Source organism: Reticulibacter mediterranei (assembly GCF_016587455.1).
On record NZ_BNJK01000001.1, the window covers coordinates 5,794,744 to 5,820,647 of the forward strand.

The following is a 25,904-nucleotide window of genomic DNA, read 5'->3' on the forward strand; positions in this document are numbered from 1 at the left end:
TATGGCCGTGCGCTCCGAATATCTGAGGCCAAAGCGCATCATTGTATTTGTGGTGACGCTTATCCTGGCCCTCTTAACGATCTTCCCGTTGCTCTGGATGCTCTCAGCAGCTTTCAAGGGACCGGACGAGACCGGCTCGAACAGCTTGATTCCACAGGCAGCCACACTGAGCAATTTCATCTACGTCTTTACCCAGGTGCCTTTCCTGACCTATATGCTCAACAGTTTTTTTGTTGCAGTGACTGTGACGGTGGTTGCCCTGCTCTTTCATTCGATGGCGGCCTATGCGCTTTCCTGGCTCAAGTTCCCCGGACGCGATGTAATCTTTCTCGCCATTTTCTCGACGTTTCTAGTGTCGCTCCCGATTATTCTGGTGCCACTCTTTATCCTGGTTAAGACGCTGGGCCTGCTCAACTCCTATGGCGGCCTGATTATCCCTGCTATCTTCAATGCTTTTGGCATTTTTATGCTGCGTCAGTTTTATATTACTATTCCGCGAGAACTGGGCGAGGCGGCAGTACTCGATGGGTGTAGCTACTGGCAAGTCTACTGGCATCTGATCCTTCCTTTAAGTAGGCCGATTATGTCGGCCCTGGCCGTCTTTTTCTTCCTGGCAAACTGGAATAGCTTTCTCTGGCCTCTTACTATCACCAGCGATCAGAACTTTTGGATGGTCCAGATTGGTATTGCGGCCTTTCAACAGCAATACTCCTCAGCCTGGAACTACGTTATGGCGGCATCGGTGGTTGCGGCGATACCAACATTACTGCTGTTTTTCTTCTTCCAGCGCCAACTGATTGAATCGATCAAATCTACCGGTATCAAATAAAATCTCGCTTCTATTGAGGTATGGAGGTAATGGGACTTCTCTAAGGTGGAGAGAGTCTCATTATCTCTTGCCAATCTCCACAAAAAACGTTATGATCGGCGTGTCCTCGGGAAACTTCTATCAAGGGGGGATCAGTGTCTATGCCGGATATTCTGAACTATGTTGTCCTCATCCTTTTTTGTATTCTGGCTGGCTGGTTATTGGGCCGCCTATCTTCTCGTCGTCAGCGCTCACTCCCGCAGGACAGGTCGCGCGAAACGATCTCTGCTCGTCGCTCTGTTCAAGTTCGCCCTATTACATATGAGCGCTTTCCTCGATTGCGCGAGAACATTCGTCAGGTGCAGGTGCGCCGGGAACTGCTCAATACGCTGACCGCGCCTTCTGCCTCGTTCGTCGCCCTGCTGCGTTATCGTGCCATCGATCTCTACCGTTCTCAACACGATGTTTCCTGGGAGGAAGCTGCACAGGCGATCAATGCTTTGTACGATAATGCTGCGTTAGCTTCTGGGCAACAGGGTGCTGATCCTCTTGTGACGGCGCTGCTGCTGCAAGCTGGTTGTCGCCAGGATGCAATGATCTATTTTTGTCAAAGCACTGGTGCTATATCGAGCGAGGCTGTAGGGGCGATAGACTTTCTCCAAAACCTGCTCAATAAGAATGACTGGTCCTTTGCGCAGGGTACGTTTGAGCTTGATTTAGCCTCATTGCAATTTCTTATCCATTGCGGTTACGAAGCACTGGCGATCCGCTATTACCGCGAACGAACTGATGTGAGCCTGACGGAGGCGTACAGGATTGTGCAAGATATGTCCAGAGAGGTATTTAGCCAGAAGAGCAGGTAATGTGTTGGAGCAGTTAGCAAAGGAAGTTGAGCAACGCTGTAAAGCTGTGGTCTCATGACAATCTTCGCTATTAGATCCACTAGTGCGCACAACTCCCATTTTCTAATTCATTTCCAACTCAGTCCCAATTCCATTTTTTCCTTTTTGAAGCTATAACCATAGGTGAAACATTCAGGCTGGTTTACTACATCTTCTGTATCACAATCTTGATCATCTATGGGATTCATCACTTGAAAAAGGAAATACAACGATGAAACAGCTCTTCTCTGTCCGTTTGCCCAGATGGAGATATCACCTGGCTTTACTTGCGATGCTTGTGGCAATCTATGTGCCTGTCAGCGCGTTTTTGCTTGCTTCCAATGCACAGGCGGCATCACAGACCAGCTACGTTGTCGTTCTTGACGCGCTCCACCCTGGCGAAAGTGTCTCTCAGGTGCTTTCTTCTGGGTACGTTGCCGGTAATCAACCCCTGGCAGCGCTCGCCAAATCAACGCTGATTATCAAGTTATTCCCTGATAACAATTGGAAGGGGGGCCAGTGTCAGTTTATGGTTCCAGAGGCACTTGCTCTGAAACGGTCTCCTATGGCATGCCCAATTCTTCCCTCAAGAAGGTCCATTCTTTCTATTCCTATGGCGGCTGTCGGACAACAACGGCTTATACAAAGACCAATTATAAGGGAAGCGCTTATCACTGGGACTTATATAGCCCAAAGTATGTGGGGGAACCGTGGAGATCCCATTTTAGTTCGTTTATTAGCAGTTGTGGATGCGTAATTTTTGGGTAATCTGCAACCCTCAAAGTCCGAGAGGCCATTTCATCTGATAAGTTACAGACGTGTATGAGAAGGATCATAAGCCCTTTCCATACACGTCTGATACTACTACATTATGCGCGTTTTACAGCCGCTAAACGGTGCTGAAATGCTGTAAACGGGCCGCTGTGATTGGCCGGGATATGTCCATGTAGATGCGTTCCGTTCTCTTCATATTCCTCGCTGTCGATAGTACCGAAGCGATGGAAGAGAGCCACCAGATCGCCGCGCTCGTAGGGGATCAACACGTCCAGTTCGACGAATTGCCGGATCAGGGCGTCGCTGATGCAGCGTAAAAGCGCATCAATGCCGGTGCCGTCGATGGCTGAGACGCGCACGCTCGGCATTTTCGCCGCCAATCCTTCCAGATGCAGTTGCATATCGGCAGGCATCTGGTCGATTTTGTTAAGCGCGATAACCACTGGCAGGCCACCAGCGCCGGTTTCCTCCAACACCTGCTCCACGACTTCGATCTGACGCAGCACGTGTGGATGTGAGGCATCGACTACATGTAGCAGGAGATCAGCCTCGCTTGCCTCTTCCAGCGTGGCGCGGAAGGCCGCAACCAGCGTTGTTGGCAGGCGTTGCACAAATCCCACCGTATCGGTCAGGAGAATTTCCTGGCCGCCGGGCAGCCGCACGCGCCGGGTCATGGGATCAAGCGTGGCGAAGAGCTTATCTTCGGCCAGACTTTGTGTTCCAGCCAGACGATTGAGCAGGGTTGATTTGCCCGCGTTGGTATAGCCTACCAGTGCCACGACGGGTGCACCAGTATATTTGCGTCGATCGCGATGGAGTTGTCGCTGTGCGCGTACCTGCTCGATCTCCTCTTCAAGCTGATCTTTCTGGCGACGCAGCATACGGCGGTCAACCTCGATCTGCTTCTCACCTTCGCCGCGCTGCTGTGTGCTACCACGCTGTCGTGAGAGGTGGGACCATTGGCGCGCCAGACGAGGCAGATCATACTCGATCTGAGCTAGCTCAACCTGTAAGCGACCTTCACGAGTGCGGGCGCGCTGTCCAAAGATGATTAAGATCAGCGCTGTGCGGTCGAGAACCGGGACGCCAAGTTCGCGTTCCAGGTTACGGTGCTGAACTGGTTTGAGTTCTAGATCGAAGATGGCGGCGTCGCAATCATGAAATTCGACCAGTTCGGCGACCTCTTTCACTTTGCCCGTTCCAAGCAGCGTGGCGGGATGGGGATGCTCCATCTTTTGCACGATGCGATCGGCACAGGTCACGCCAGCAGTGGAGGCCAGTTGCTCCAGTTCATCCATCGATTCCTGCACGGGCCACTCGTTCTCAGGCATCTCCACTCCCACCAGAATTGCGCGTTGTGGTGCCTGGGAGAGCAGGCCGCTCATCGGTTTATCGTCTTGTATTTGTGTCATCTGTATTTGTGTATTGGGGGCATTGCGTTCTGTCATACGTGTCTCCTTCGCAATAGAGGTTTTCTGCGCCGTTGCATGATTGGTAATGGTGGTGTTTATCTGCTTGCCGTTATCTGTCAATGCAGCCCTCCAATGAATAATATTGTGAATCATGAAAGAAGATGTGTCATCATCTGACGGAGCGGTGAGATAGATGTTGTAGGAAAGCAGGTGGTGAAGCGGCAGGGAAAAGGTGTAATCTGGAAAAAGCCAGATAGTGTGTGTAGAGCACAAAAAAATGATAGCCTTCTTCACCATGTCCCACAACAGCACAGGTCAGACCGCAACAAAGGTTGCAACAGGTCAGATGGATTCTGTGTAATTGTTGTGGAATTAGTTGAAAACTATCACGCTCGTTTGACGCTCCTGATGAATTGATTGTATATAAGTATACACGAAAATGGCCCAAAAATCAAGGGCTGGCGGCGAACGAAGAAAAGCTATAGTGTCGCCAGCCTGTTGCGTTAGTGCGCATGTCTCTTATGTTTGAAGAGATGGAGGCTCGTTCTTGCAGGATGAGAAACGATCAGGGCCAGGGCGAACAACAGTCCAAGCAGACCACTGAAGCTTGCGGCGGCCCAGGGAAGCATGTTGCTCATACCGCCATTGCCGATAGCGACAAGCACAATCGCGACAATACAGCTTAACGAGAACCAGAACTCCCACCAGCGCCATAAGTAGGCGTGAGCGGTATCTGGGACCGTGAGCAACCTTTCTCCAAACAGATAGATGCCAATTGTTGTCAGAATGAGTATCAAAATGTATCCCATTGCCTTACCTCCCTGTGTGGGTCTCGGATCAATTCCTGTTTCGTTGCTTTAACTATAAGCGAGCAACGTCTCTACCCCATCACAAAGCGTTCAGGCAAGGTTACATTGGCGTCACAGAAAACAAGCAATAATCACGAACCAAGCGTCAGAGGTAGTTCATTGAGGCCGCGAAAGATCATAGCGGGAAAGAACTCAACCTCTGCTTCGTTCTCGATTCTAGGGGCGGGCAAACGTCTGATCAAAGCGCCCAGAGCAATCTCGGCTTCGAGCCGGGCCAGCGGCGCGCCCAAGCAATAATGGATGCCCTGTCCAAAAGCGAGGTGACGATTTTCCGCGCGCTGGATGTCCAGCCGGTCGGGATCTGCGAATTGCGCCGGATCGTGGCTGGCGGCTCCCAGAACTGCATAGACGTTTTGTCCGGCCTCGATCTTTTTATCGCGGAGGACCAGATTTTCTTTTGCTTTGCGCGCCGTAACCTGCACCGGCCCGTCGTAGCGCAACAGTTCCATAACCGCCAGTTGCAGCAGGTCGGACTGCTCTTTAAGTAATTGATATTGCGTGGGGTTGCGCAGCAGTGCCAGCATGCCGTTGCCCAGCAGGTGCGTTGTGGTTCCGTGACCAGCGGCAAGCAAAAGAATGCAGTTGCCAAGCAGCTCTTCCTCGCTCAACATACTGCCGCCCTCTTCAGCTGTAATGAGAGCCTGGATCACGTCGTCTTTGGTCTGAGTGCGGCGCTGAGCAATGATCTGGCGGAAATAATCCATAAACTCGCTGACGCCCATAAATGCTTGCACCAGTTGCTCCTGGGTCAGTTCGCCGCCGTCAAGAATTGTACCGAAATCGTTGGTCCATTTAAAAAATATCTCACGATCCTCTGGCGGCACTCCCAACATCTCAGCAATGACAATTGCTGGCAATGGATATGTAAATTCTTGAATAAGATTGATATGTCCCTGAGGTAGCGCTTTGTCGAGTAGATCATCGACGATCTGTTGAATATGTTCGCGCAACCCTTCGATAACGCGTGGTGTGAAGGCTTTTGAGACCAGGCCACGCAGACGTGTATGATCGGGTGGATCGAGAAAGAGCATCTGGCGGGTGAGCGCACGCATGGGGGAGCCAAGCGCCTCCACCATGTCCGTTGGCATCCATTCTTTATCAGTTACGAAACGTTGAGCGGAAAAGCGAGGATCGCGCAGCATTGCCACTACATCGTTGTAGCTGGTCAGCACCCAGCCGCCCAATTGCTCATCCCAGAAGACCGGATCGGCCTTGCGCAACCTATGGTAGAGTTTGTAAGGGTTGGCGACGTATTCAGGTTGGTAGACATCGTTTAAACTGAGTCGGGTATCATTGTTCTGTTGCAATGGATTTCTCCTCTGAAATGAGTGCACATGGTTCTTGCCAACGTCAGATACATGTATATCTATATATGATACTGTACGAATGAGCTGCACTGTTGTTGTCTGTTGTAGAGCGAAAAAGAAGGACAGAACAATGCATCTCCTCGATTTTTAAGATGTCGCTTCGATACTATTAAATGTCCTTTCAATTTTTACGAATTCTTTAAAAGAAGAGCTTCATTGCGTTTTACCATGTAAAAGCAAAACAGTATCTGGAAGGGAGTACAGCTGCAATGCAAGAATCAAACCTGGGCTATGACAGGCAAGCAACTATAGAGGAAGTTTTTGAAAGACTTGATACCGGTACGGTCACTCTCCGTGTGATGCCAATCACTGAAACATACCTCGCCATCGATGACGATTCGGAAGAGGAGGAAGATGACGATTTGGAAGAGGAAGAGGAGGAGGAAGGTGAACCTCTATCAGAGCAAGAAAAATATGTACCAGTAGAGTTAGAAGTTGCAAGAGGTGATGAGTGGTCCCAAAACTTGTTGTACGTGGTAATACCACACATCAGAACGCTCACCACGGAGAGAGTGATAGAATTAACACATCCCACAAAATCTGGATTGTTAATTGCGTACATCGACTACTACGATGTTGCTACAGAAGACATTCTTGCCTATATTCGATGGCGATTAGAACAGGCTCATTGGGTATTCGTCCAAGAATTGGAAGATTGGGAAGATGATGAAGAAGAAGAGAAGTACTATCGTATAATTTACCAAAGGCTCGGATAATTGTAACTTTCATCTGTATTGTAGAGGGAAAGAGAAGGATAGAACAATGCATCTCCCCGATTTTCAGGATGTTTTACAGGCGAGGCGTCGTATTCGACCCTATCTGGCAAAGACACCCTTACATTCCTATCCCGCGTTAAATACACTGATTGGAACTGAGATTTATGTAAAACATGAAAACTATCAGCCAGTGGGGGCGTTCAAGGTGCGAGGTGGCATTAACCTGATCTCGCAATTAAGCGCGGAGGAGCGCGAGCGCGGCGTTATTGCTGCCTCGACTGGCAATCATGGGCAGTCAGTGGCATATGCCGCGCGGCAGTTCGGGGTCAAGGCGATCATTGTGGTGCCAGAGAAGGCGAATCCAGGCAAAGTGGCTGCGATGCGTGGTATGGAAGCGGAAGTTATTTTCTATGGTGCGACCTTCGATGAAGCCAGGCTACATTGTGAAGAATTGGCCCGCGAGCATGGGTATCGCTACATCCATTCTGGCGACGAGCCGCTGCTGATTGCGGGTGTGGCAACGGCGACGCTAGAGTTGTTGGAGGATGAGCCGGGCATAGAAGTGATCATTGTGCCGATTGGCGGCGGCAGCGGCGCGGCGGGAGCCTGTATCGCGGCAAACACACTCAATCCAGCCATTCGTGTAATCGGCGTGCAATCCGAAGCCTCCCCTGCCGCTTACGAAAGCTGGCGACAGCAGCGTTTAGAGACCGCGTCCAATCGCACCATCGCCGAGGGGCTAGCGACGGGAACGGCGTTTGAGTTGCCACAGAAGATTATGTGGGGGCGGCTCAAAGAGTTTGTCCTGGTGAGTGATGAAGAGATTTTGCAGGCAATGGTACATATGATCGAACGTGCTCACACGCTTGCTGAAGCAGCAGGCGCGTCAACCCTCGCCGCCGCCTATCGCATGCGTGATGAACTGGCTGGCAAGAAGGTAGCAATCATCTGTTCTGGTGGGAACACGTCGCTGGAGCATTTGAAACGCGCGTTAAGTCTATAAATTTATAAAGCGCGTAGTGATGATTTTTTGACAATAATGATATGTTCGTATTCGAGCGATTTATCGCAGTGGATACCATATGAAGTAATTCAGGTCACCGCGATAAATCGCTCGAATACGACAGCTTGAGTGCGTTTCTCTTATGCACGCTCCAGTAATTCGTCATAGCGAGTATCATAGAGAACAGTACGTCCCTCCGGCATGAGCAGGAGCGTGTCCGGGTTGAGATGGCGCACGAACTCGATATCGTGCGTGACAGCTATGATGGTACCGTTGTAGCTGCTTAGTGCTTCACCAATAATGTTGCGCGACATCACATCAAGGTGCGTGGTCGGTTCGTCGAGGATTAACAGATTGGGACCATCCAGCACCATCTTTGCCAGCGCTAACCTCGTTTTCTCGCCACCACTGAGCGTGCCGATCTGTTGGAAAACGCGATCCCCGGTGAACAGGAAACGCCCCAGGATGCTTCGTACGCGCTTCATATTATCCGGCAACACGTCGCCCGCCTCGTGAATGACGGTATTGTCGTAGTTGAGTCCCTCGTTCTCCTGAGCATAGTAGCCCAATCGCACGCGGTCGCCGATCACGACATCACCTGCCGTCAGTGGGGTCAGATCGAGCAAGGTGCGTAACAGCGTCGTTTTTCCGGCACCGTTCAGCCCGACGATAACCAGCCTTTGGCCTCGCTCCACCTGGAAGTTGATATCGCGGAAGATCTGCCGCTTGCCATAGCTCTTACAGAGACCTTCGGCGAGCAATACGGTGCGCTCGCTTGCATAGCGAACCGGAAAGTCGATCTTGATGCTGCGGCTGCTCTGGACCTGCTGCGGCTTGCTCTTTTCCAGCGCCTCGATGCGTCTATCGATGGAGTTGCGCTGGCTTACCCTGGTAGCGCCGAACTTGCGTAGTTTTTGCGAGGTTTTGCGCAAGCGCTCGATCTCGCGTTCCTGCAAGCGTCTGGTTTTTTCGATCAAGGCCAGAGCATCGCCGGTGATGGTCAGGTAGTTAGAGTAGGTGCCGCGATACTCCTCAACTTTGTGTGTAAACTCGTTGAGGCGCAGGATCTTAGTAATGCTGCGATCAAGCAGATCGATGTCGTGTGAGATGATCAGGATGGCTCCCTGATAGCTTTCCAGGAACTCCATCAGCCAGCCAGTCGCCTCTACATCGAGAAAGTTCGTTGGTTCGTCGAGTAGCAACAGATCGGGAGACTGGAATAGCAGCCGCACCAGGGCGAGCTTCGTCTTTTGTCCACCGCTGAGCGTGCTGACCGTGCGGTCCAGCGTGACGCCTCCCAGGTTTAAGCCTGCAATCAGTTGTTCGCAGCGAGCATCGGCATCGTAGTAGCCAAGCCGCTCCAATGCATCCTGTGCCAGCGCAAAGCGAGTAAGCTGTGTTTCTAGCTCGCCGTCATCCTGGGCTGCTGCTATGCGTGCTGAATGTTCTTCATAAGCTGCAATGGCTTTATCCAGGCCAGTGCTACTGAAGATGAAGTCGCGCACCAGCTCGCCTCCCGCGATTGGCGCTTCATGGGCGACATCCTGCGATAGATAGCCATAGCTGCGCGGTAGCATAACCGTGCCGCTATCGCTCTCCTGGAAACCAGCAATAATTTTAAGCAGAGAACTTTTGCCTGCGCCGTTCACTCCGATCAACCCGGCTTTTTCTCCGGGGGCGACTGTGAAAGAGACATCATCCAGCACCATGCGCGGCCCGTAAGCAAGATGAATATGATTGATCTGTAACATATATATTTTCTCCTGATATGCGCTTCCTGAGTATTGATTAAGAAAGAGATGTTGGTGGGCTTATGCGTGTTAACATCTGGACAGTTTGAGCGAGCAGACTGCTGATGCGGTGTGAGTGGGCAAACAGTCTCTCGTGGGTGCGTGTGGCGGGAAGCGCAGCGAGTCTCGCAACATAAAACAACGAGAGATCGTTGTCCGGCGACACACGCCATCGAAAGAGAATGAAGTAGAAACAGGAAGTGGGAAGATGCGAGGACAATGCTAATGGGTTTAGCCAATAGCACACAATACCAGGGGCGAGTCGCCCCGACACCTTAACGCCGTATTTCCTGCCGCATAAGCCCTGGCGTGGTCACTCTCATGCGGCGATGCGGGCTGTAAATGGTGATACCCCGTTCATAATGTTACATTCCTGTAGAGTCATAACAAACAAAATCTATCAGCACCAAGATTACCATGCAAGCACATGAATGTCAAGATCGCGTCTCAACCTGAGGGTCCGTCAATTTTTTTACAGTCAGGAAGCGGCTGCAAGGGCCGAAAATAACTCACATCGGGTTAAATCGCCCATTTGCGGTCCGCTGTAAAAGAAACGGTGAACCACTTTTCGTAAGGGATGGTTTGTAGTTGCTGATGCATCTCTTTTCTAACTACATCGGAATCCTCTATAGTCAGCGCGCGAGTTTTTCCTCCGACCACAAAATCAATTTCAATAAAAATGTAGCGCCCAACTTTCGCTACGCGCACAAAGGACTCCGCAAAGGCATAGGACTGCTCTACACGCTGGACGATGGCCTCTATTTCATGTTGTATCTGCGGCTCTGGCGGCATATCGAGGAGTTCTTTGACGTTTTGTACCATTGTAGTAATAGGAATGCGTAGAAAAAAAGGCGACATAATGAGTACCATGAAAGGATCAATGTATGGTAACAGAAAAATGAAGGTGTTGGTGCGAGAAAGAATCCACCCTATTGTAAAGCCTGACAGTACACCGACACTGAGCAGTATACTGAGCAACCACTGCTTTTTCTCTAAATCGACAAAAGCTGAATGAAGTGTTTTGCTGCGTCTAGCAATGTAAAGATAGCAGGCGAGACAGCCCAGCGTTGATACAACCGCGTAAAGAGTTACCAGGCCGAAATCTATGTGACTTCCTCCTGACAATATCACCAGCACAGCTTCAACGATGGCATAGACACACAGAAAGGTGATGCCCAGAGTTTGGATAACAATCGAGAGAGGCTCCATAGCGCTTTTTCCAAACGGAAATCTCTTATCATCCGTTTGCTGGATAAATCTGAACGCGAAAACGCCCACTAAAGAGAAAAGGGTGTTCAAAAAGGAGTAAAGACCATCGAATATCACTATTTGAGAATGGCTAAAGAGGCCCCAGACGATACCGATTAAAGCGAAGGCTAAACCGGCATACACAGAGACGCGCAGAATGTGAGATTCTTGCCGCACATCTGCTACCATAATTATCCTCGCCTTCCATATACCTCGCACTATCTTAGTAAAAAACCATCAAAGACAGGGAGATATCATGTAAAACAATCAAGTATGTGTTGAGTTTTCTCTCATCATGCTCCTCTTGATATTCATATTATATTCCTCCGTCTCAACCACTCAACCATGCCACTGTTTCGCGAAGTGTTGCGTTAAGTTGCGGTAGAGCATAGCTACATATTTGTTTTATTCTAAAGACAGCCAGCGATGAAAACTCATCACTGGCTGCGGCTGACTTGACGATACCGCTCCTTTATTCTGGTGAAATTACGGCTGTGTCCAGGTATACCAGGTGGTATCGTATTGACGGTGGTCATAACTATAAGTAAAGCTGTACTTGAGTATCTGCCCTGAGTGCATACGATGCATATCAAAGCCCCAGCGATTACTATCGCCTGAGTAGTTTGTGTACACATTTTCTGGTGCGTGACCAGGAATGACATAATGCAGGATGATGTAATCTGCTGACCAGCCACAGGGCTGGAACCAGGGGTGTAGATATGTCTGGTCGTTCGCGTCCACCCCATAACTAAAGTTGTATGCGTTGATGCCAGGTGTAGGCGTCAGGCTGGAGCCTGGAGTGGGGGTAGCTGTTGAACATGGTGTACATGTAGATGTTGGATTGGGTGTAAGAGTAGGTGTGAGACCTGGAGTGGGAGTAGATGTCGAACTTGGGGTAGGGGTAGGCGTAGGAGTGGATGTCGAACTTGGGGTAGGTGTGAGACCTGGAGTGGGAGTAGATGTTAGGCATGGAGTAGAGGTAGGTGTGAGAATGGATGTTGGGCATGGAGTAGGGGTGGGAGTGAGAGTAGATGTAGGAGTAGGGCTTGAGGTAGGAGTGGGAGTGGATGTAGGAGTGGGAGTGGATGTAGGAGTGGGAGTAGGAGTAGGAGTAGGGGTGAGAGTGGATGTTGAACATGGGGTGGATGTTGAATTGGGTAGACGAATCTGTCCATCGGTGTAGAGACCGTTGCGGGAAGCGTTCACTGCTTTAGCATAGGCTGCATATCCCAACTGGTTAGGATGAAAAGAGCCATCGATATCGCTATTTGTGACTTCATTGATCCATTCGGCGCTCTGATCTTTGGTGCAGGCCTCGTGTCCCTGGAATGTGTTCACCCCATCTACGAAATATGCATCGCCAAACAAGGTAGCCTCTTGAACCACAGTGTGCAGTTGAGTTGCCAGCGTCCGCATCATTGTCATCTCGCTTGTACTCAGACCAGATTTCGTGATCGCATTATGGCAGACGGCCTGATCTGGAGCGGCAACCAACAGAGGATAGGCGACCACAAAGATATCGGCAGCTGGAGCCGTTTCACGAATCTCTTCGTAGACCTGAATCAGACGACTCTTTAAGTCAGCAATTTTCTGCGACAGGGCGCTCTGTTCAGAGGTACAATCGCTAACAATGCACTTTGTCAATTCTGGAGCAAAGCCGATGTCTCCTCCTCCAATGCTGATGGTAATGATGGAATTGTTTAGCCCGCTGCTGCTCTTCAACTGTTGCAGTTGTGTGCCAGCAGATCTCTGGGCAGTTTTGTCTATATTGTCTGTGGTCGCCCTGGAGCAGGCAATCATCGTGGGTGATGGAACTCCATTCCCAATCTGATAGGCGTAACTATTATTGGAGCGGGCACATGTTGCATCAGTATATGGTGGCGCTCCCTCGCCAGAGGAATATGAGTCGCCAAGTGCGATGTAAGAGCTGTAAGAGCCGGAAAATCCCTTTGTACGTACATCTATGTATGAGGAGGGCAACCCTGTCGTACTTCCATTCAACGGGATGATCTGAAAACGATACCAATGTCCTACCGCAAGTGACTTAACGGTGAACGTATTTGTCGCTGCTTGCAGATCAGAGGTACTTACGGTTCCTGTTGCCAGGTCTGTAGTCTGAATTTTATAAGCCGTAACATCTGATGCAGGTTGCCAACTTAATTGTACCGACTTATCACCTGGAGATGCTGTAAGATCTGTGGGCTGAGATGGAGAGATGCTAGCGGCAAAACTGTTCCCAAGAAACGCACTACCAAATACGATAATGCTGAGTAGAATGATAACGAGGAAAGAGATCCCTCTCACCAGCATAGGTTGGCGATGTCGTTTTTCTGCCTCTCTAGAATCTTTCTGGATAGACATTACGATTTACTCCTTTGGTTGCTCATCCGTGAAAATATTGTACAATAAATTTTTATGGTATACATTACATAAGTAAAAATACTTTTATTTATGTAATGTATACCATAAAAATGTATTTCAGTTTAATCGCTTACAGGGTATCTTTGTTGTGTCCTCGTTTGCCGTGAGGCTCTAAATGCAAATCCTCTGCTAGTCTGAGTATAAAGGAAAAGAGCTTGCTACGTAGGGGGAAGTAGGGAAAGCTTTCTGTTTCTTGAAAACATGTTGAGTGCTGAGTGGGTTGTCAGGAAATATCAAGCTAAAGATTAGCCATGCCACTGTTTCGCGAATTGTTGTGTTAAGTTGAGATAGAGCATGCCATAGGTTGCGCTCGGCTCGATCATTGAACCTTCAAACCATTCGTTAAAGCTGGTAATCGTGATCCATTCTGGATCGCTAGCCATCGCCGCCTGCCACTCTGTTGTGTAGGTTGCTCCGTTGTTGCGGGCGATGCTATAGGCTCCCTGACGTCCGGGGACACGTGTATCATCGTAGCCGGGAATGATGCCAGCAGCCCAGATTTTGTTTGTGCCATTAGCTTTATTGTAGGTGTCAACTTTGTTGCGAAAACCCTGATCCACCGCAGGCATCGTATTGCTTTGCAATCCCCAGTAGCCGCCACTGAAGAGGTGGATGCCGTCGAAAACGTTGAGCATCGTGGTGTCAACGCCTTCTGCGGACCAGATCATCTGATGATTAGGATCAACCTGGCTGCGAATTGAGGCCCACTGGTCCAGCGTGCGTCCGTTTGCCAGTGGTGCCCAGAAAAAGAACACGGGCTTTCCCTGCCAGTGAAAGTAATAGGGGCTGTTGGTGTAATGGGCGCTCATATATTGGAGTGCGCTTACGATCTTGCTGGTGCCTTGCAGGGCGGGTGCGTTGCTTTCAAAATAAATCGTCGAGGCGAAATGAGCACCGGTTTGCTTTTCGAGTGTCGCCGAGTAGCTCAGGACTTTTGCGAAGTTCTTGTCGGTCTGATCGCCCGCGCCCCACCAGGAGCTAATAAAGCCTGTAATGCCAGAGGTGGCAGCTGAGGAGACCTGGCGCTGGATGGTGGCGTCGTCGCTGGAATTGTATTTTGTGCTGGGCAGATCGGACATGGTGTTAGCGTTCCAGGTTGACATATTATACCAGGGGTAGAAGAAGGCCAGCACCGGACGCCCGTTGGCCAGCACTGGTGGCGCGGTGGGAGATGGCTTAGGAGCTGGAGTTGGTGTGATGCGATGTCCAGGCACCTGCATATTCATTGTGCCTTCCGTTGGCGTCGGAGTTGGGATACTTGTCGCCGTTGCCGAACCGACCGGGTTCTTTTGTGCCTTATCCTGATTTGTATCACCCTGACAAGCCGAGAGAAAGATCAATAGAACAATACATATGCATGTGATGATGCATGTTTTGACATCAAACCGCTTGACTGATTTGAACACGCTAAACACACCCCTCTGGTAGTCTTAGCTCGTAGTTGCGCGATAAATCGCGCTTGCCCAAATTGATATATAATTTTTCAACAAGCGCGATAAATCGCGCAACTACGAACTACATTATTATAGTTAAAAATTTCTTGGTTGGAGAGTATAAAAGTAGGACGTTTGGGGAGATTGGACACGACATTCAGCGGTGAAAAATAGGACATTTGGGTGAATACAGGTAGCATTAGAACGCTACCAGTTGAAGGAAGCGTTGTTCATTAAAATGAAGCTGGAAGAACGCGTTGAATGTGGAGAAAAGTGTATCCATAATCAGGCGATAACAGAGATGATCGAACAAGACTGGTATCCAGTTGAGGAAGGGCGAACTGTTGGTACAACAGGAAGTGAAAGGGGTGTGATTCTTCAGGATGAAGAATATGTTCGAGGCGGACGCATTACTCTCGAACAATGCCGATACCCTCCTTTTGCGATTACCTGTGGTGTTTACGGCTGGATGGTTCATACCACCTTTGCTTCATCTCTGGGTGAGGCAAAGGAAACATATGTCGCAATGAAAAAGAGGCTGGAAGAAATCTGTCGGCTCGTCCCCTCTCTTGATGACGTGAATGTGGAAGAGAAGTGCGACCATGTAGTGAATGTTCTCGAAGCGTTTGTAAGAGATTTTTGAGGTTCGTTCCCTGGAAGCTGCATTGGCATGTTCTGGTCAAGCTAAAAGCGATTTGTGCCTCCTCAATTGCCAGGCGTGAGTCAAAGATTCTCGACTCACGCCTGGCAATTGTAATTTATGCTGGCGGTTGGTGGGGGACGATCAGCGCTGCCATAACGTTTTTCATCAATTGTTGTATGCCTGCAATGACCGGCGTTTGCCCCGAACAGTTGATGTCCTGACTGAAACGATACTCATCGAGGGCGCTGGTCCAGTAGATGCTGCCGGTGGCGAAGACCATCGCTTTTGATGGAGCAATATAGAACGTGGTATTGCTGTTATCCTGTTTCCCATCGTCGGTGATGGTTGGACTGGTGGCGAGGATCTGTAATCCTCGTGGCGTAGAGCCATTATTAAACACCTTATCCCATTCATAGCCGACCAGACCACAACCATATACCTTGCCCTGCTCTAGATTGACACCCCGCAACAGATCGGTATGGGTGTTGGAGGCAAATTTCCAGGCATATCCCTTTTGTTTGTGGGTGAGATCTGAGAACATAATACCAACGAGCGCGTTTTCTGGCCGATTGACGACTGGATCGCGCCACTGTGTGGTGACACGGCTGTTGTCTTTGCCATAGAGGGGATCACGGTTTAGATCGTGCTGGTCGGTTAGCACTTTATAGCCAACAACGGTTTGATTGGGGTTGCCTGTGCTGCTGGGTTCAAAGCGAATTTGCCAGTAGCCATCATCGGCCTCCAGAAAGGCCAGCCCAATGCCATGATCGCGTGCCGCCTCCACACCATCACGCATTTCTTTGGACCAGTATTCATCATGTCCGAGCGAGATGTAGGCTTTGTGTTTGAGCAGCCATTCGGGATGGGTATGTAGATCGACGCTGCTCATATAAGAGAGGTCATAGCCATTGCGCTCCATCCAGCGGATCGCGTTGGCCTCAAACATCAACGCTTGATCGGCCCCATCGCCCTGTGTGCTGGGGCGCAAGAACGAGACTTTGACCGCAGGTTGCTTGCCGATGCTGTTGTAGTCATAGAGGCCGCGCCCGCCCCAATTGTTGTACGCGGCATAAGTCGTATCGGCTGTGACCGCAACATATGGGGAGGTGGGATTGCCAAGCACATCAAATGAGGTGTAGGTTTGATAGCCTTGCACATCGGTGAACTTTGCCAGATAGAGGCCGCTGGTCCAGTCGGACGGGATGGTAAGCTTGTACGATGGCTGCCAGCGCGCCTCGATCAGCCCGGTTTGTTCGTCCACATAGCATGTGCGACAATTGACCAGCTTAGAATGGTCGTCATCGTAATAGCCCTGCTCCTGACCAGTTAGCGACGGTACAACAGTCATCAAGCGCGCGCCCATGCCCTGATACCAGCCTAAGCGATAGATGGCGAGGTTGTAGTGTGTTCCCGCATCGTGGGTGCTGACATAGAACGTGAGCTGCTTGCCGGGCGAGATCGAGCGTGCGTCAACATATGCTTGAATCTCGGTCGTGGCAACACGTCCATTCGGGATCTGCCAATCGCTGCTACCCTGCTGCATGTTCTCGCGTGCAATCAGCGTATCTGCTGAGGCTTGCTGCGGGTCGCTATGACTGGTAGTGATCTGCCCCCCATTAGCCGGAGCAGGCCAGAAGAAGCTTTGTCCCAGCATTATGAGCGGGGCCGCCAGGCCAATGATTACGATCAGGACGGTTATAACGATGATGCGTTGCTTCATAGTCTATCTCCACATAAAGTATCAATTCAACTACAGGAGAGAAGATAACATATGAGAGGGGAATTCCTGCTGAATCGACGGTGTGTATATGATAGAAATTGAAGTAAGCAGGTAGAAATATCAGCACTGCATTATAGCTGTACAGCGGCGGCAATTTTCGTATGGATCAGTAAACTGAGCAGAGAAAGGGTTGACAAACCAGAGGCGTCCATGTTATATACTTACACAGACAATTTAAACATAGTAAAAAGCTTTGACGGGACGAGTAACGAGATACTCTACATCTAGAGAGCAGGCGGCTGGTGGAAAGCCTGCATGTTAAGCCTCGTGAAAAAGACCCCGATGCTGCGAGAAGAAATCCCCTGATAGGGTGCCCCAAATCAGGATTGAAAGTAGAACTCGCCGGAGACCCCCGTAATCGGGTTGTAGAGGCAACCTTTATGGTCGCCCCTCAGAGGTTGTTACCGCGAGGTGACAACAAATGAAGGTGGTACCACGAGAGCAAGATTTCAATGAGAATGATCGCTCTTCGTCCTTCCCAGAGCGGAGGATGAAGGGCGTTTTTATTTGCCCAGAAAATCTGCCGCAATCGTAATTAAACAACTGCATAACGTAAAGGCTTTGCTGGGACGAGTAACGAGGTTCTGTAGCATCCAGAGAGCGGGCAATTGGTGGAAAGCCCGTATGTCAGATTCGTGAAAAAGACCCCGAATAGCCGCGAGAAGAAATCATTCCATAGAGAATGAGAGTAGAACTTGTCGGAAGCCTCCGTAATCGGGCAGAAAGCGTGGAAGCAATCGTTCAGGGATTGCTTCTTCCCAGAGATGTTGATGCAACGTTGCATTGACGAATGAAGGTGGTACCGCGAGAGCAGAGAAAGATGATCGCTCTTCGTCCTTCCAGAAAGGATGAAGGGTGTTTTTTTTTGTCATACATGTATCAATTGTACATATCATCGTTGGAGGAAACGACAAATGGCACACTGCCCCGAATGCGAAGCTGAGATCACAGTTGGACAGGATACGCTGGTTGGCGAGATCGTCTTTTGCCCTGATTGCAGCGCAGAACTGGAAGTTTTGAATGTCGAACAGCCCGAAGTTGGCCTGGCACCGCAGGTCGAGGAAGACTGGGGCGAATAGGTTTGTAAGGTAGAGGCAATTCTGCTGGTTGCCTGTGATAAAGAGAGGGAGTAGAAACAATGCGTCTGGCGATTCTAACATCGAGAATTCGTGTGGAAGAGAAACTGCTGGTTGAAGCGTTGAAGCGTCGAGGGGTTGAGTTTGAGCTGATCGATGATGGTGAGTTGCTGCTCGATCTGGCACGCCCGGATGCACGCTGGCGCTCCTATGACGCCGTTTTCTGCCGCAGCGTCAGTCAGTCGCGCGGACTGGCAGTCTTGCAGGTATTGGAGCATTGGGGCATCCCTGTCTTCAATTCGTCTGCCACGACAGCCACCTGTAATGATAAGCTGCTGACTACCCTGGCGTTACTGCGCGACAATATTCCCACTCCACGCACGATGCTGGCTTTTGATGCGCCTCATGCAGTTGAGGGCATTGAGCAGCTTGGCTATCCGGCAGTACTCAAACCCGTGACTGGCTCCTGGGGACGTCTGCTGGCACGCATCAATGATCGCGACGCAGCTGAGGCGGTGCTGGAACATCAGGAGACACTCGGCTCGTATCAACACCATATTCATTATATTCAGCAATATGTAGACAAACCTCAGCGCGACATCCGGGCCTTCGTGGTAGGCGACCGGACCATCTGCGCCATCTATCGCAGCAGCGAGCATTGGGTAACGAACACGGCTCGTGGCGCGGTTACAACCAATTGCCCGGTCACGCCTGAGTTGAACGACCTCTGCGTACGTGCTGCCCATGCGGTAGGCGGCGGCATTCTCGCGGTCGATGTCTTTGAGGACGAGGAGCAGGGCTACCTGGTCAACGAGATCAACGCCACGATGGAGTTCCGCAACAGCATTGCTCCAACCGGAGTCGATATTCCCGGCGAGATGCTCAACTATATCCTGGGCGCGGTCCGTCATACCGGCGAACTGGATCTAGTGCCTGTGAATGTAGTACGTGAAGAGCGCGAGGAGGTAACGGTATGACCTCGACCGCTCGCGTGCGAGCCGCAATTGTTGGCGGCTCCGGCTACACCGGGGGAGAGCTGGCGCGTCTGCTGCTCTTCCATCCCCAGGTGGAGCTGACGCAGGTGGCCTCAAGCAGTCGTGCCGGGCAATTCCTGCATAGCACGCATCCGAACCTGCGAAAGCTGAGCACGCTGCGTTATTGTCATCCAGATGACTTGACAGGCTGTGACGTACTCTTTCTCTGCTTGCCACATGGTTCTGCGGCACAGGCAATCGAGCGTTACCGAGGGCTGGCCCCGCGCATTATTGATCTGTCAGCAGATTTTCGTTTGCGCTCCCCGGCACTCTATGAGCGCTGGTACGGCCATGCTCACCCCGCGCCACACCTGTTGAACGAGGCGGTGTACGGCTTGCCCGAATTGCATCGGGCGCAACTGAGAGATGCTGCAATGGTCAGCGGTCACGGCTGCAACGCCACAACCGCGATTCTGGGACTGGCTCCCCTCTATCGTGCCGGGATTGTTAATCAGGATATCCCGCTGGTGTTGGAGGCCAAAGTTGGCTCGTCGGAGGCGGGTGCGGCTGCGACCATTGGAAGTCACCATCCGGATCGCAGCGGCGCAGTGAGATCGTTCCAGCCGACCGGCCATCGTCACACCGCCGAGCTAATTCAGGAGTTTGGCGTGGTCTCGAATAGTGAATTGAGACAGACCATCGCCTTCTCCGCTACGGCAATCGAACTGGTGCGTGGCGTGCTGGTCACGGCTCATGTCTTTGTCAACGAGCGTATCGAAGAGAAAAATTTGTGGCGCATCTATCGCGAAGCCTATGGCCGCGAGCCGTTTGTGCGCCTGGTCAAAGAGCGCAGCGGCGTCTATCGCTATCCCGAACCAAAGATCCTGGCTGGAAGCAACTATTGCGACGTGGGCTTTGAACTGGACGTTGAGCAGCAGCGCGTGGTAGTCATGGCGGCCCTGGATAATCTGATGAAGGGCGCGGCTGGTGGCGCGGTCCAATCGCTGAACTGCATGTTCGGTTGGGACGAGACGCTTGGCCTTGAGTTCCCTGGATTACATCCTATCTAAAGAAGATTTTTATCTACGCAGGTGTGCGACAAATAAGATTGCATAATGGTGAAAGAACGGAGCTTAACTATGACGCTGGTAGTAAAGATTGGAGGAGCAGAAGGGGTTGCCACGGCAAACGTTGTGCAGGAGATTGCCCATTTTGTTTCGCAAGGGCGACGGGTGGTGCTACTGCATGGTGGCTCTGACCTCACCAATACGCTTTCTGAGCGGCTGGGACACGAGATTCGCATGATTACCTCGCCCAGCGGCATGACCAGTCGCTACACCGATAGTGAGACGATTCGCATTTTTGCGATGGCAGTTGCCGGGCAGATCAACACTGAGCTGGTGGCCCTCTTGCAGCAACACGGCGTCAATGCGCTGGGGCTGACCGGGGTAGATGGTCGCTTGATGCTGGCGAAGCGCAAAGCGGTTGTTCGTTCGGTCACACCAGAGGGACGTGTCCAGATCTTACGCGACGACTATACCGGCCAGATCGAACAGATCAACGCCCAGCTATTGCAACAGTTGCTCGACGCGGGCTATACCCCCGTGATTGCGCCGCTGGCACTGAGCCATCAGGGAGAACGCTTGAATGTCGATGGCGATCGTGCCGCCGCTGCTGTAGCTGCCGCGCTGCATGCCGAAGAGTTAGCGATTATGACCAATGTTCCGGGTTTGCTGAGCGATCCCGCCGATCTCAATACCGTCATTCACACTATTCCGGCGAACCAGTTGAGCGAGTATATGGATTATGCGCGAGGACGAATGCGCAAGAAATTGCTGGGAGCGCAGGAGGCTCTCCAGGGCGGCGTACGGCGCGTCTGCATCGGTAGCAGTTCGCTCCAGGCTGTCCTCAACGGGGCAGGAACCAGTATCGAGACAGCGCCTGCTGAAGTCTCGGAAATCTCATAGGGAAGGAAATGTTATGGTTGATACTGCTATGACCGCGATCATTGAACAGGAAAATACCTACACCAGCGGTGTCTATAGCAAGCGCCCCGTTGCCATCGTTCGCGGAAGCGGCGCGGTTGTCTGGGATGCCGAGGGGCGCGAGTATATCGACTGTATGGCTGGACATGGTGTAGCCAATATTGGGCATGGTCGCTCTGAAGTTGCCTCCGCACTTGCTGCCCAGGCCCAGCGGCTCGTGACCTGCTCCGAAACGCTCTATAACGATGTGCGTGCAAACCTGCTGCAACGACTGGTGAGCCTGTTGCCGGATGGACTCTCGCGCGTCTTCCTCTGCAATAGCGGAGCCGAAGCGGTCGAAGGTGCGTTCAAGTTCGCGCGTCTCGTTACTGGACGCACTAACATCATTGCTACCCTGCGCGGCTTTCACGGACGCAGCATGGGAGCGCTTTCTGCTACCTGGGAGCCACATTATCGCGAACCCTTTGCGCCTTTGTTGCCCGGTGTCAGCCACATTCGCTACAACAATCTGGAGGCCGCTGAGGCCGCAATTAACGATCAGACGGCGGCGGTGATCGTTGAACTGGTGCAGGGCGAGGGCGGCGTCCATGTCGCCACACAGGAATTTATCACGGGGCTGGCCCGCCTCTGCCGCGAACGTGGCGCACTCCTGATTGTCGATGAGATTCAGACCGGTTTTGGTCGTACTGGAAGCCTTTTTGCCAGCGAACAGTATGGCGTGCAGCCTGATATTCTCTGCCTGGCGAAAGCGCTTGGCGGCGGCGTTCCAATGGGTGCGATCTGCCTGGGAACGCGGGCAATCGAAAGCGGACGTATCGGCAAAGGTGTTCATGGTAGCACATTTGGCGGTAATCCGCTGGCCTGTGCCGCAGCCCTTGCGACGCTGGATGTGATCGAGCGTGAAGAGTTGCCAGCCCGCGCCGCGCGACGCGGCGCGTATGCGCTTGAGCGCTTGCAAGCGATCCATTCTCCCCTGATCCGTCAGGTGCGTGGCAAAGGTTTGCTGCTGGGCATCGAGTTGACGAAACGCGCTCAACCCTATCTGGAAAAACTATTGGAGCGTGGCGTTATCGCCTTACCCGCCGGACCAAATGTGATTCGCTTGCTGCCACCCCTGGTCATCACTGAAGAGCAGCTGGCGCACGTGCTGGATGTCATCGAGGAGGTGCTGACCGGAGGGCGCTCAGAGCATTCGACCTCGCCGCTCCCACGCGAAGAGTCGTCGAACGATGCGGAGGCGGTGCTGCTGTACAATATGCTTACCATACCCAGCTATTCCAGCCAGGAGGGGGCGCTGGCCCACTATCTGGCGGAGCAGGCCCGCACGTTTGGTTTGCACGCCTATGTTGATGAAGCTGGCAATTTCGTTGCCAGCACGCACGCAGCTTACGGTGGACAAACAGATGAGGCCGCGCCAGAGACGACACCAATCGTTATGTTAGGCCATATGGATACGGTACACGGCAATATTCCCGTTCGTCTGGAGGATGGCATTCTCTACGGACGCGGAGCCGTTGATGCGAAGGGGCCGCTGGCCGCGTTCGTGTGTGCCACTGCTCGACTCGCACAGAGTGGCAATCTGGCCCGTCCGGTGATCGTGGTTGGTGCGGTCGAAGAGGAGTCGGCTACCTCGAAGGGGGCACGAGCAGTGGTCAATCGTTATCGCCCAGAGGCGTGTGTGATTGGAGAGCCGAGCGGCAGTCAGGGCGTGACGATTGGTTATAAAGGACGCTTGCTCATACATGGTCGCGTCGTTCGCCCCTTGAGCCATAGCGCTGGTCCACAGCAGAGCAGCAATGAAGATGCCACCGCGTTCTGGGAGCGGGTGCGCCAGCACGCCGCCGAGTGGAACAAACAGCACGCCGGGAACTCGCCCTTTGCCTCGTTGATGCCCTCATTGCGTAGCATCAATAGCCAGCAGGACGGCCTGGAAGAGCAAACAAGCTTCATGATTGGCTACCGCCTGCCACCCAATTTCGATATTGCCGAGTTGCGCGAGAAGCTGGGGCGCTGGGCCTACGAAGACGATATCCAACTGAGCTTCACAGGCGAGGAAGCAACCTTTCAGACTACACGTACAACGCCGCTCGCTCGCGCCTTTAACGTAGCTATCCGCGCTACTGGCGAGCAGCCGGTCTTTAAATATAAAACCGGTACATCCGATATGAACGTGGTTGGACCAACCTGGGGTCAGAACATTGTGGCCTATGGGCCCGGTGACTCGCGCCTGGATCACACGCCACAGGAGCATATACGCATCGCTGAATACCATCACGCCATCGACGTACTCGAACGAGTGTTACGTCAACTCGCGGTGCAGGGAGAGAGAACACGATGAGAAGATTAACTCTGCTTGATTCGACGCTCCGCGAAGGCGAGCAGTTTTCGGGGGCGTTCTTCACGCACGAACAGCGCGTGAACATTGCTCGTCTGCTGGATGCCGTTGGTGTGCCTTATATCGAGGTGCCGTCGCCCATCTCTTCTCCCGAAACGACCCAGGCGATCCACGAACTCTGTTCTCTCAACCTGCGCTCACGGATCATTGCCCATGTGCGTTGTGTAGAGGCTGACGTACAGGCCGCGCTTGATACGCCCGTGCATGGAGTCAATCTCTTTTATGGCACTTCGAACGAGTTGCGATCATATAGTCATGGGAGACCCATCGAGCGGATTATCACGGATTCGGTGCCGTTGATCCGCAAGATTCGTGAGGCCGGGCGCTACGTGCGCTTTTCGGCGGAGGATGCATTTCGCAGCGATATCGTCGATCTGTTGATGGTCTTCGATGCCGTTGTCGAGGCCGGTGTGCAGCGCATCGGCCTGCCCGATTCGGTAGGCATTGCCACGCCACGTCAGGTGGAGCGCCTGATCCGCATCTGTGCCGAGCGCTATCCCGATGTGGGTATCGAGTTTCACGCGCATAACGATACCGGTTGCGCCATTGCTAACACTATTGCAGCTTTCGAGGGCGGTGCTGACTGCCTGGATGTTACCGTACTGGGCATCGGTGAGCGCAACGGCATCGCCTCCCTGAGCGGCATCATTTCGCAGTTATACATTCATTACCCCGAACAATTGAACGAATATGATCTGACCCGTCTGATGGAGCTTGACCAGTATGTGGCGAGCTGTTTGAATACCGCTATCCCTTTTAATATGCCGATTACCTCTGCCTATGCCTTTGCACATAAAGCGGGCGTGCATACAAAGGCGGTACTGAGTAATCCACGCGCGTATGAAATACTTGATCCCGGCGATTTTGGCCTCTCGCGTAGCATTACGGTTGGTTCGCGTATCACCGGGCGCTATGCTGTGGGCCATCGTGCGGCCTCGCTGGGGCTTGAGCTCAATAATGATGAAGTGATTCGTTTGACTCAGGCGCTCAAAGAGCGTTCAGAACGTGGTTCGCTGAGTCAGGAAGAAGTTGATACGTTTATTCTCAACTGGTATCAGGAGAAAGGAAACTTGATATGGGAACGCTAGTCGAAGAGATTTTTAGCTACAAACTGGGCCGCCCTGTTGAGCAGGGGGAGACGGTCGTGACCGAGGTTGACCATGTGATGAGTCACGATACGACAACCCCGCTGGCGATGCAGGCATTTCGTAAGCTCTCGAAGTTGACTGGCGGAAAAGTCTTCGATAAAGAGCGCGCTCATCTCGTTTTCGATCACATCATTCCAGCCTCGACCATTGCAGCCGCCACCCTTCAGCGTGACATTCGCGGTTTCGCCAAAGAGCAGGATATCAACATCTTGCAGGAGGGCATCTGCCATCAGGTCTTGCCGGAGAAAGGCTTCGTCACACCCGGCTCCATTATCGTTGGCGCTGACAGCCACTCATGTAGCTATGGCGCGTTTGGTGCCTTTGGAACCGGCATGGGGTCCACCGATATTGGCGTGGCCTATGCAACCGGGCGCTCCTGGTTCCGTGTGCCAGCAACGATCAATGTGAACATGACGGGCGAATTGCCCTTTGGTGTCTTTGCGAAAGATGTGACCCTGGAAATGGTGCGTATCATCGGCGTGGATGGCGCTAACTATCGCGCCCTTGAATATAGCGGCGATCTGGTCGAGAGCTTCTCGATGAGCGAGCGCTTCACCTTCTGTAACATGGCAATCGAGATGGGCGGCAAAGCTGGTATTGTCGCAGCCGATGAGAAGACGGTCGAATATTTGCGCGGTCGTACCGACAAAGAGTATCCTATGATCTCGGCGCGTAATCCCAAATACGAGCGCGTGGTTGAGATCGATGCCTCGAAATTGAAGCCGCTGGTTGCCTGCCCGCCCGATGTCAACAATGTCGTGCCAGCCGAGCAGGTTGAGCATGTCAAAATTGATCAGGTATTCCTGGGAACCTGCACCAATGGTCGTCTCGACGACCTTGAGATTGCAGCAAACATCTTGCGCGGCAAACACATCCATCCTGAGATCCGCATGGTGATCATTCCCGCTTCTCGCGAGATCTACCTTGAGGCGATGCGGCGGGGCTATCTCGAAATCTTTGCCCAGGCCGGTGCTTCGGTTGGCACACCCGGTTGTGGCCCCTGCATTGGCCGTCACTTCGGCGTGCTGGCTCCCGGAGAGCGCGCATTGACCACCATGAACCGCAACTTCACCGGTCGTATGGGCGATCCGACCGCAGAGATTTACCTGGGCAGCCCTGCAACAGTGGCCGCAACCGCTCTGACCGGGCATATCACTGATCCACGCAACATTTTGTAGCTG

Annotated in this window: 21 protein-coding genes; 13 read left to right on the forward strand and 8 right to left on the reverse strand. The window is 52.1% G+C overall.

Annotated elements, in window-relative coordinates; genetic code table 11:
- Position 1: 1 nt before the first annotated feature.
- The 3 genes from K3T83_RS25045 to K3T83_RS25055 all read left to right on the forward strand — a co-directional run bounded on the left by K3T83_RS25045 (position 2) and on the right by K3T83_RS25055 (position 2,446).
- Positions 2-829 (forward strand): carbohydrate ABC transporter permease, encoded by an 828-nt coding sequence (locus K3T83_RS25045; protein WP_373324607.1) that lies wholly within the window; start codon positions 2-4, stop codon positions 827-829.
- A gap of 140 nt (positions 830-969) precedes the next feature.
- Positions 970-1,671, forward strand: a complete 702-nt coding sequence (locus tag K3T83_RS25050) for a hypothetical protein (RefSeq protein ID WP_220205655.1) — start codon at positions 970-972, stop codon at positions 1,669-1,671.
- Between the two features lie 250 nt (positions 1,672-1,921).
- Positions 1,922-2,446, forward strand: coding sequence for a hypothetical protein (locus K3T83_RS25055; RefSeq protein ID WP_220205656.1), 525 nt, complete (start codon positions 1,922-1,924; stop codon positions 2,444-2,446).
- 112 nt (positions 2,447-2,558) lie between these two features.
- On the opposite strand, the gene hflX is transcribed toward K3T83_RS25055, so the two are convergent.
- The 3 genes from hflX to K3T83_RS25070 all read right to left on the reverse strand — a co-directional run bounded on the left by hflX (position 2,559) and on the right by K3T83_RS25070 (position 6,051).
- Positions 2,559-3,911 carry a GTPase HflX gene (gene hflX, locus K3T83_RS25060; protein ID WP_236064987.1) on the reverse strand — a complete coding sequence of 451 codons (1,353 nt, stop codon included), beginning with the start codon at positions 3,909-3,911 and terminating at the stop codon, positions 2,559-2,561.
- Between the two features lie 467 nt (positions 3,912-4,378).
- Complete coding sequence (locus K3T83_RS25065) at positions 4,379-4,684, reverse strand: hypothetical protein (RefSeq protein WP_220205657.1); 306 nt, start codon at positions 4,682-4,684, stop codon at positions 4,379-4,381.
- A gap of 131 nt (positions 4,685-4,815) precedes the next feature.
- Positions 4,816-6,051: a cytochrome P450 gene (locus tag K3T83_RS25070; RefSeq protein WP_220205658.1), complete on the reverse strand. Its 1,236-nt coding sequence runs from the start codon at positions 6,049-6,051 to the stop codon at positions 4,816-4,818.
- A gap of 269 nt (positions 6,052-6,320) precedes the next feature.
- On the opposite strand from K3T83_RS25070, the gene K3T83_RS25075 reads away from it, so the two are divergent.
- Together K3T83_RS25075 and K3T83_RS25080 are read left to right on the forward strand one after the other, a co-directional pair.
- The gene (locus K3T83_RS25075; protein ID WP_220205659.1) at positions 6,321-6,827 is read left to right on the forward strand and encodes a hypothetical protein; all 507 of its coding nucleotides are present in this window, start codon (positions 6,321-6,323) and stop codon (positions 6,825-6,827) included.
- 46 nt (positions 6,828-6,873) lie between these two features.
- Positions 6,874-7,830: a threonine ammonia-lyase gene (locus K3T83_RS25080; protein WP_220205660.1), complete on the forward strand. Its 957-nt coding sequence runs from the start codon at positions 6,874-6,876 to the stop codon at positions 7,828-7,830.
- A gap of 140 nt (positions 7,831-7,970) precedes the next feature.
- On the opposite strand, the gene K3T83_RS25085 is transcribed toward K3T83_RS25080, so the two are convergent.
- From K3T83_RS25085 to K3T83_RS25100, 4 genes are all read right to left on the reverse strand, one after another.
- Complete coding sequence (locus K3T83_RS25085) at positions 7,971-9,581, reverse strand: ABC-F family ATP-binding cassette domain-containing protein (protein ID WP_220205661.1); 1,611 nt, start codon at positions 9,579-9,581, stop codon at positions 7,971-7,973.
- Between the two features lie 558 nt (positions 9,582-10,139).
- Entirely contained in the window at positions 10,140-11,057 is a 918-nt protein-coding gene (locus K3T83_RS25090; protein ID WP_220205662.1) for a cation diffusion facilitator family transporter, read from the reverse strand.
- A gap of 297 nt (positions 11,058-11,354) precedes the next feature.
- Positions 11,355-13,229 carry a GDSL-type esterase/lipase family protein gene (locus K3T83_RS25095; RefSeq protein ID WP_220205663.1) on the reverse strand — a complete coding sequence of 625 codons (1,875 nt, stop codon included), beginning with the start codon at positions 13,227-13,229 and terminating at the stop codon, positions 11,355-11,357.
- Between the two features lie 305 nt (positions 13,230-13,534).
- Entirely contained in the window at positions 13,535-14,695 is a 1,161-nt protein-coding gene (locus K3T83_RS25100) for a glycoside hydrolase family 99-like domain-containing protein (RefSeq protein WP_220205664.1), read from the reverse strand.
- 241 nt (positions 14,696-14,936) lie between these two features.
- Between K3T83_RS25100 and K3T83_RS25105 the strand changes: the two genes are divergently transcribed.
- A complete protein-coding gene (locus K3T83_RS25105; RefSeq protein ID WP_220205665.1) occupies positions 14,937-15,365 on the forward strand; it encodes a hypothetical protein in 429 nt (142 codons plus the stop codon).
- Positions 15,366-15,480: 115 nt separating this feature from the next.
- Here K3T83_RS25105 and K3T83_RS25110 read toward each other — a convergent pair whose 3' ends face one another.
- Positions 15,481-17,085, reverse strand: a complete 1,605-nt coding sequence (locus K3T83_RS25110) for a N,N-dimethylformamidase beta subunit family domain-containing protein (protein WP_220205666.1) — start codon at positions 17,083-17,085, stop codon at positions 15,481-15,483.
- Positions 17,086-18,059: 974 nt separating this feature from the next.
- On the opposite strand from K3T83_RS25110, the gene K3T83_RS25115 reads away from it, so the two are divergent.
- The 7 genes from K3T83_RS25115 to K3T83_RS25145 all read left to right on the forward strand — a co-directional run bounded on the left by K3T83_RS25115 (position 18,060) and on the right by K3T83_RS25145 (position 25,901).
- Entirely contained in the window at positions 18,060-18,224 is a 165-nt protein-coding gene (locus K3T83_RS25115) for a lysine biosynthesis protein LysW (protein ID WP_220205667.1), read from the forward strand.
- A gap of 59 nt (positions 18,225-18,283) precedes the next feature.
- Positions 18,284-19,198 (forward strand): lysine biosynthesis protein LysX, encoded by a 915-nt coding sequence (lysX, locus tag K3T83_RS25120; RefSeq protein ID WP_220205668.1) that lies wholly within the window; start codon positions 18,284-18,286, stop codon positions 19,196-19,198.
- The gene (gene argC, locus K3T83_RS25125) at positions 19,195-20,265 is read left to right on the forward strand and encodes an N-acetyl-gamma-glutamyl-phosphate reductase (RefSeq protein ID WP_220205669.1); all 1,071 of its coding nucleotides are present in this window, start codon (positions 19,195-19,197) and stop codon (positions 20,263-20,265) included. Before lysX ends, argC begins: the two co-directional genes overlap by 4 nt.
- 69 nt (positions 20,266-20,334) lie before the next feature.
- Positions 20,335-21,162 (forward strand): [LysW]-aminoadipate kinase, encoded by an 828-nt coding sequence (locus K3T83_RS25130; protein WP_220205670.1) that lies wholly within the window; start codon positions 20,335-20,337, stop codon positions 21,160-21,162.
- Positions 21,163-21,175: 13 nt separating this feature from the next.
- Positions 21,176-23,518 carry a [LysW]-lysine hydrolase gene (locus K3T83_RS25135; RefSeq protein ID WP_220205671.1) on the forward strand — a complete coding sequence of 781 codons (2,343 nt, stop codon included), beginning with the start codon at positions 21,176-21,178 and terminating at the stop codon, positions 23,516-23,518.
- Positions 23,515-24,663 carry a LeuA family protein gene (locus K3T83_RS25140; RefSeq protein ID WP_220205672.1) on the forward strand — a complete coding sequence of 383 codons (1,149 nt, stop codon included), beginning with the start codon at positions 23,515-23,517 and terminating at the stop codon, positions 24,661-24,663. The genes K3T83_RS25135 and K3T83_RS25140 overlap by 4 nt, the downstream gene beginning before the upstream one ends.
- Complete coding sequence (locus tag K3T83_RS25145; protein ID WP_220205673.1) at positions 24,651-25,901, forward strand: 3-isopropylmalate dehydratase large subunit; 1,251 nt, start codon at positions 24,651-24,653, stop codon at positions 25,899-25,901. Before K3T83_RS25140 ends, K3T83_RS25145 begins: the two co-directional genes overlap by 13 nt.
- Positions 25,902-25,904: the final 3 nt, after the last annotated feature.

What these genes read in the sequence shown, in the direction of transcription:
- K3T83_RS25045 (WP_373324607.1), top strand. Translation starts at nt 2, where the DNA reads ATGGCCGTGCGCTCCGAATATCTGAGGCCAAAGCGCATCATTGTATTT.
- K3T83_RS25050 (WP_220205655.1), top strand. Translation starts at nt 970, where the DNA reads ATGCCGGATATTCTGAACTATGTTGTCCTCATCCTTTTTTGTATTCTG.
- K3T83_RS25055 (WP_220205656.1), top strand. Translation starts at nt 1,922, where the DNA reads ATGAAACAGCTCTTCTCTGTCCGTTTGCCCAGATGGAGATATCACCTG.
- hflX (WP_236064987.1), bottom strand. Translation starts at nt 3,911, where the DNA reads ATGACAGAACGCAATGCCCCCAATACACAAATACAGATGACACAAATA.
- K3T83_RS25065 (WP_220205657.1), bottom strand. Translation starts at nt 4,684, where the DNA reads ATGGGATACATTTTGATACTCATTCTGACAACAATTGGCATCTATCTG.
- K3T83_RS25075 (WP_220205659.1), top strand. Translation starts at nt 6,321, where the DNA reads ATGCAAGAATCAAACCTGGGCTATGACAGGCAAGCAACTATAGAGGAA.
- K3T83_RS25080 (WP_220205660.1), top strand. Translation starts at nt 6,874, where the DNA reads ATGCATCTCCCCGATTTTCAGGATGTTTTACAGGCGAGGCGTCGTATT.
- K3T83_RS25085 (WP_220205661.1), bottom strand. Translation starts at nt 9,581, where the DNA reads ATGTTACAGATCAATCATATTCATCTTGCTTACGGGCCGCGCATGGTG.
- K3T83_RS25090 (WP_220205662.1), bottom strand. Translation starts at nt 11,057, where the DNA reads ATGGTAGCAGATGTGCGGCAAGAATCTCACATTCTGCGCGTCTCTGTG.
- K3T83_RS25095 (WP_220205663.1), bottom strand. Translation starts at nt 13,229, where the DNA reads ATGTCTATCCAGAAAGATTCTAGAGAGGCAGAAAAACGACATCGCCAA.
- K3T83_RS25110 (WP_220205666.1), bottom strand. Translation starts at nt 17,085, where the DNA reads ATGAAGCAACGCATCATCGTTATAACCGTCCTGATCGTAATCATTGGC.
- K3T83_RS25115 (WP_220205667.1), top strand. Translation starts at nt 18,060, where the DNA reads ATGGCACACTGCCCCGAATGCGAAGCTGAGATCACAGTTGGACAGGAT.
- lysX (WP_220205668.1), top strand. Translation starts at nt 18,284, where the DNA reads ATGCGTCTGGCGATTCTAACATCGAGAATTCGTGTGGAAGAGAAACTG.
- argC (WP_220205669.1), top strand. Translation starts at nt 19,195, where the DNA reads ATGACCTCGACCGCTCGCGTGCGAGCCGCAATTGTTGGCGGCTCCGGC.
- K3T83_RS25130 (WP_220205670.1), top strand. Translation starts at nt 20,335, where the DNA reads ATGACGCTGGTAGTAAAGATTGGAGGAGCAGAAGGGGTTGCCACGGCA.
- K3T83_RS25135 (WP_220205671.1), top strand. Translation starts at nt 21,176, where the DNA reads ATGGTTGATACTGCTATGACCGCGATCATTGAACAGGAAAATACCTAC.
- K3T83_RS25140 (WP_220205672.1), top strand. Translation starts at nt 23,515, where the DNA reads ATGAGAAGATTAACTCTGCTTGATTCGACGCTCCGCGAAGGCGAGCAG.
- K3T83_RS25145 (WP_220205673.1), top strand. Translation starts at nt 24,651, where the DNA reads ATGGGAACGCTAGTCGAAGAGATTTTTAGCTACAAACTGGGCCGCCCT.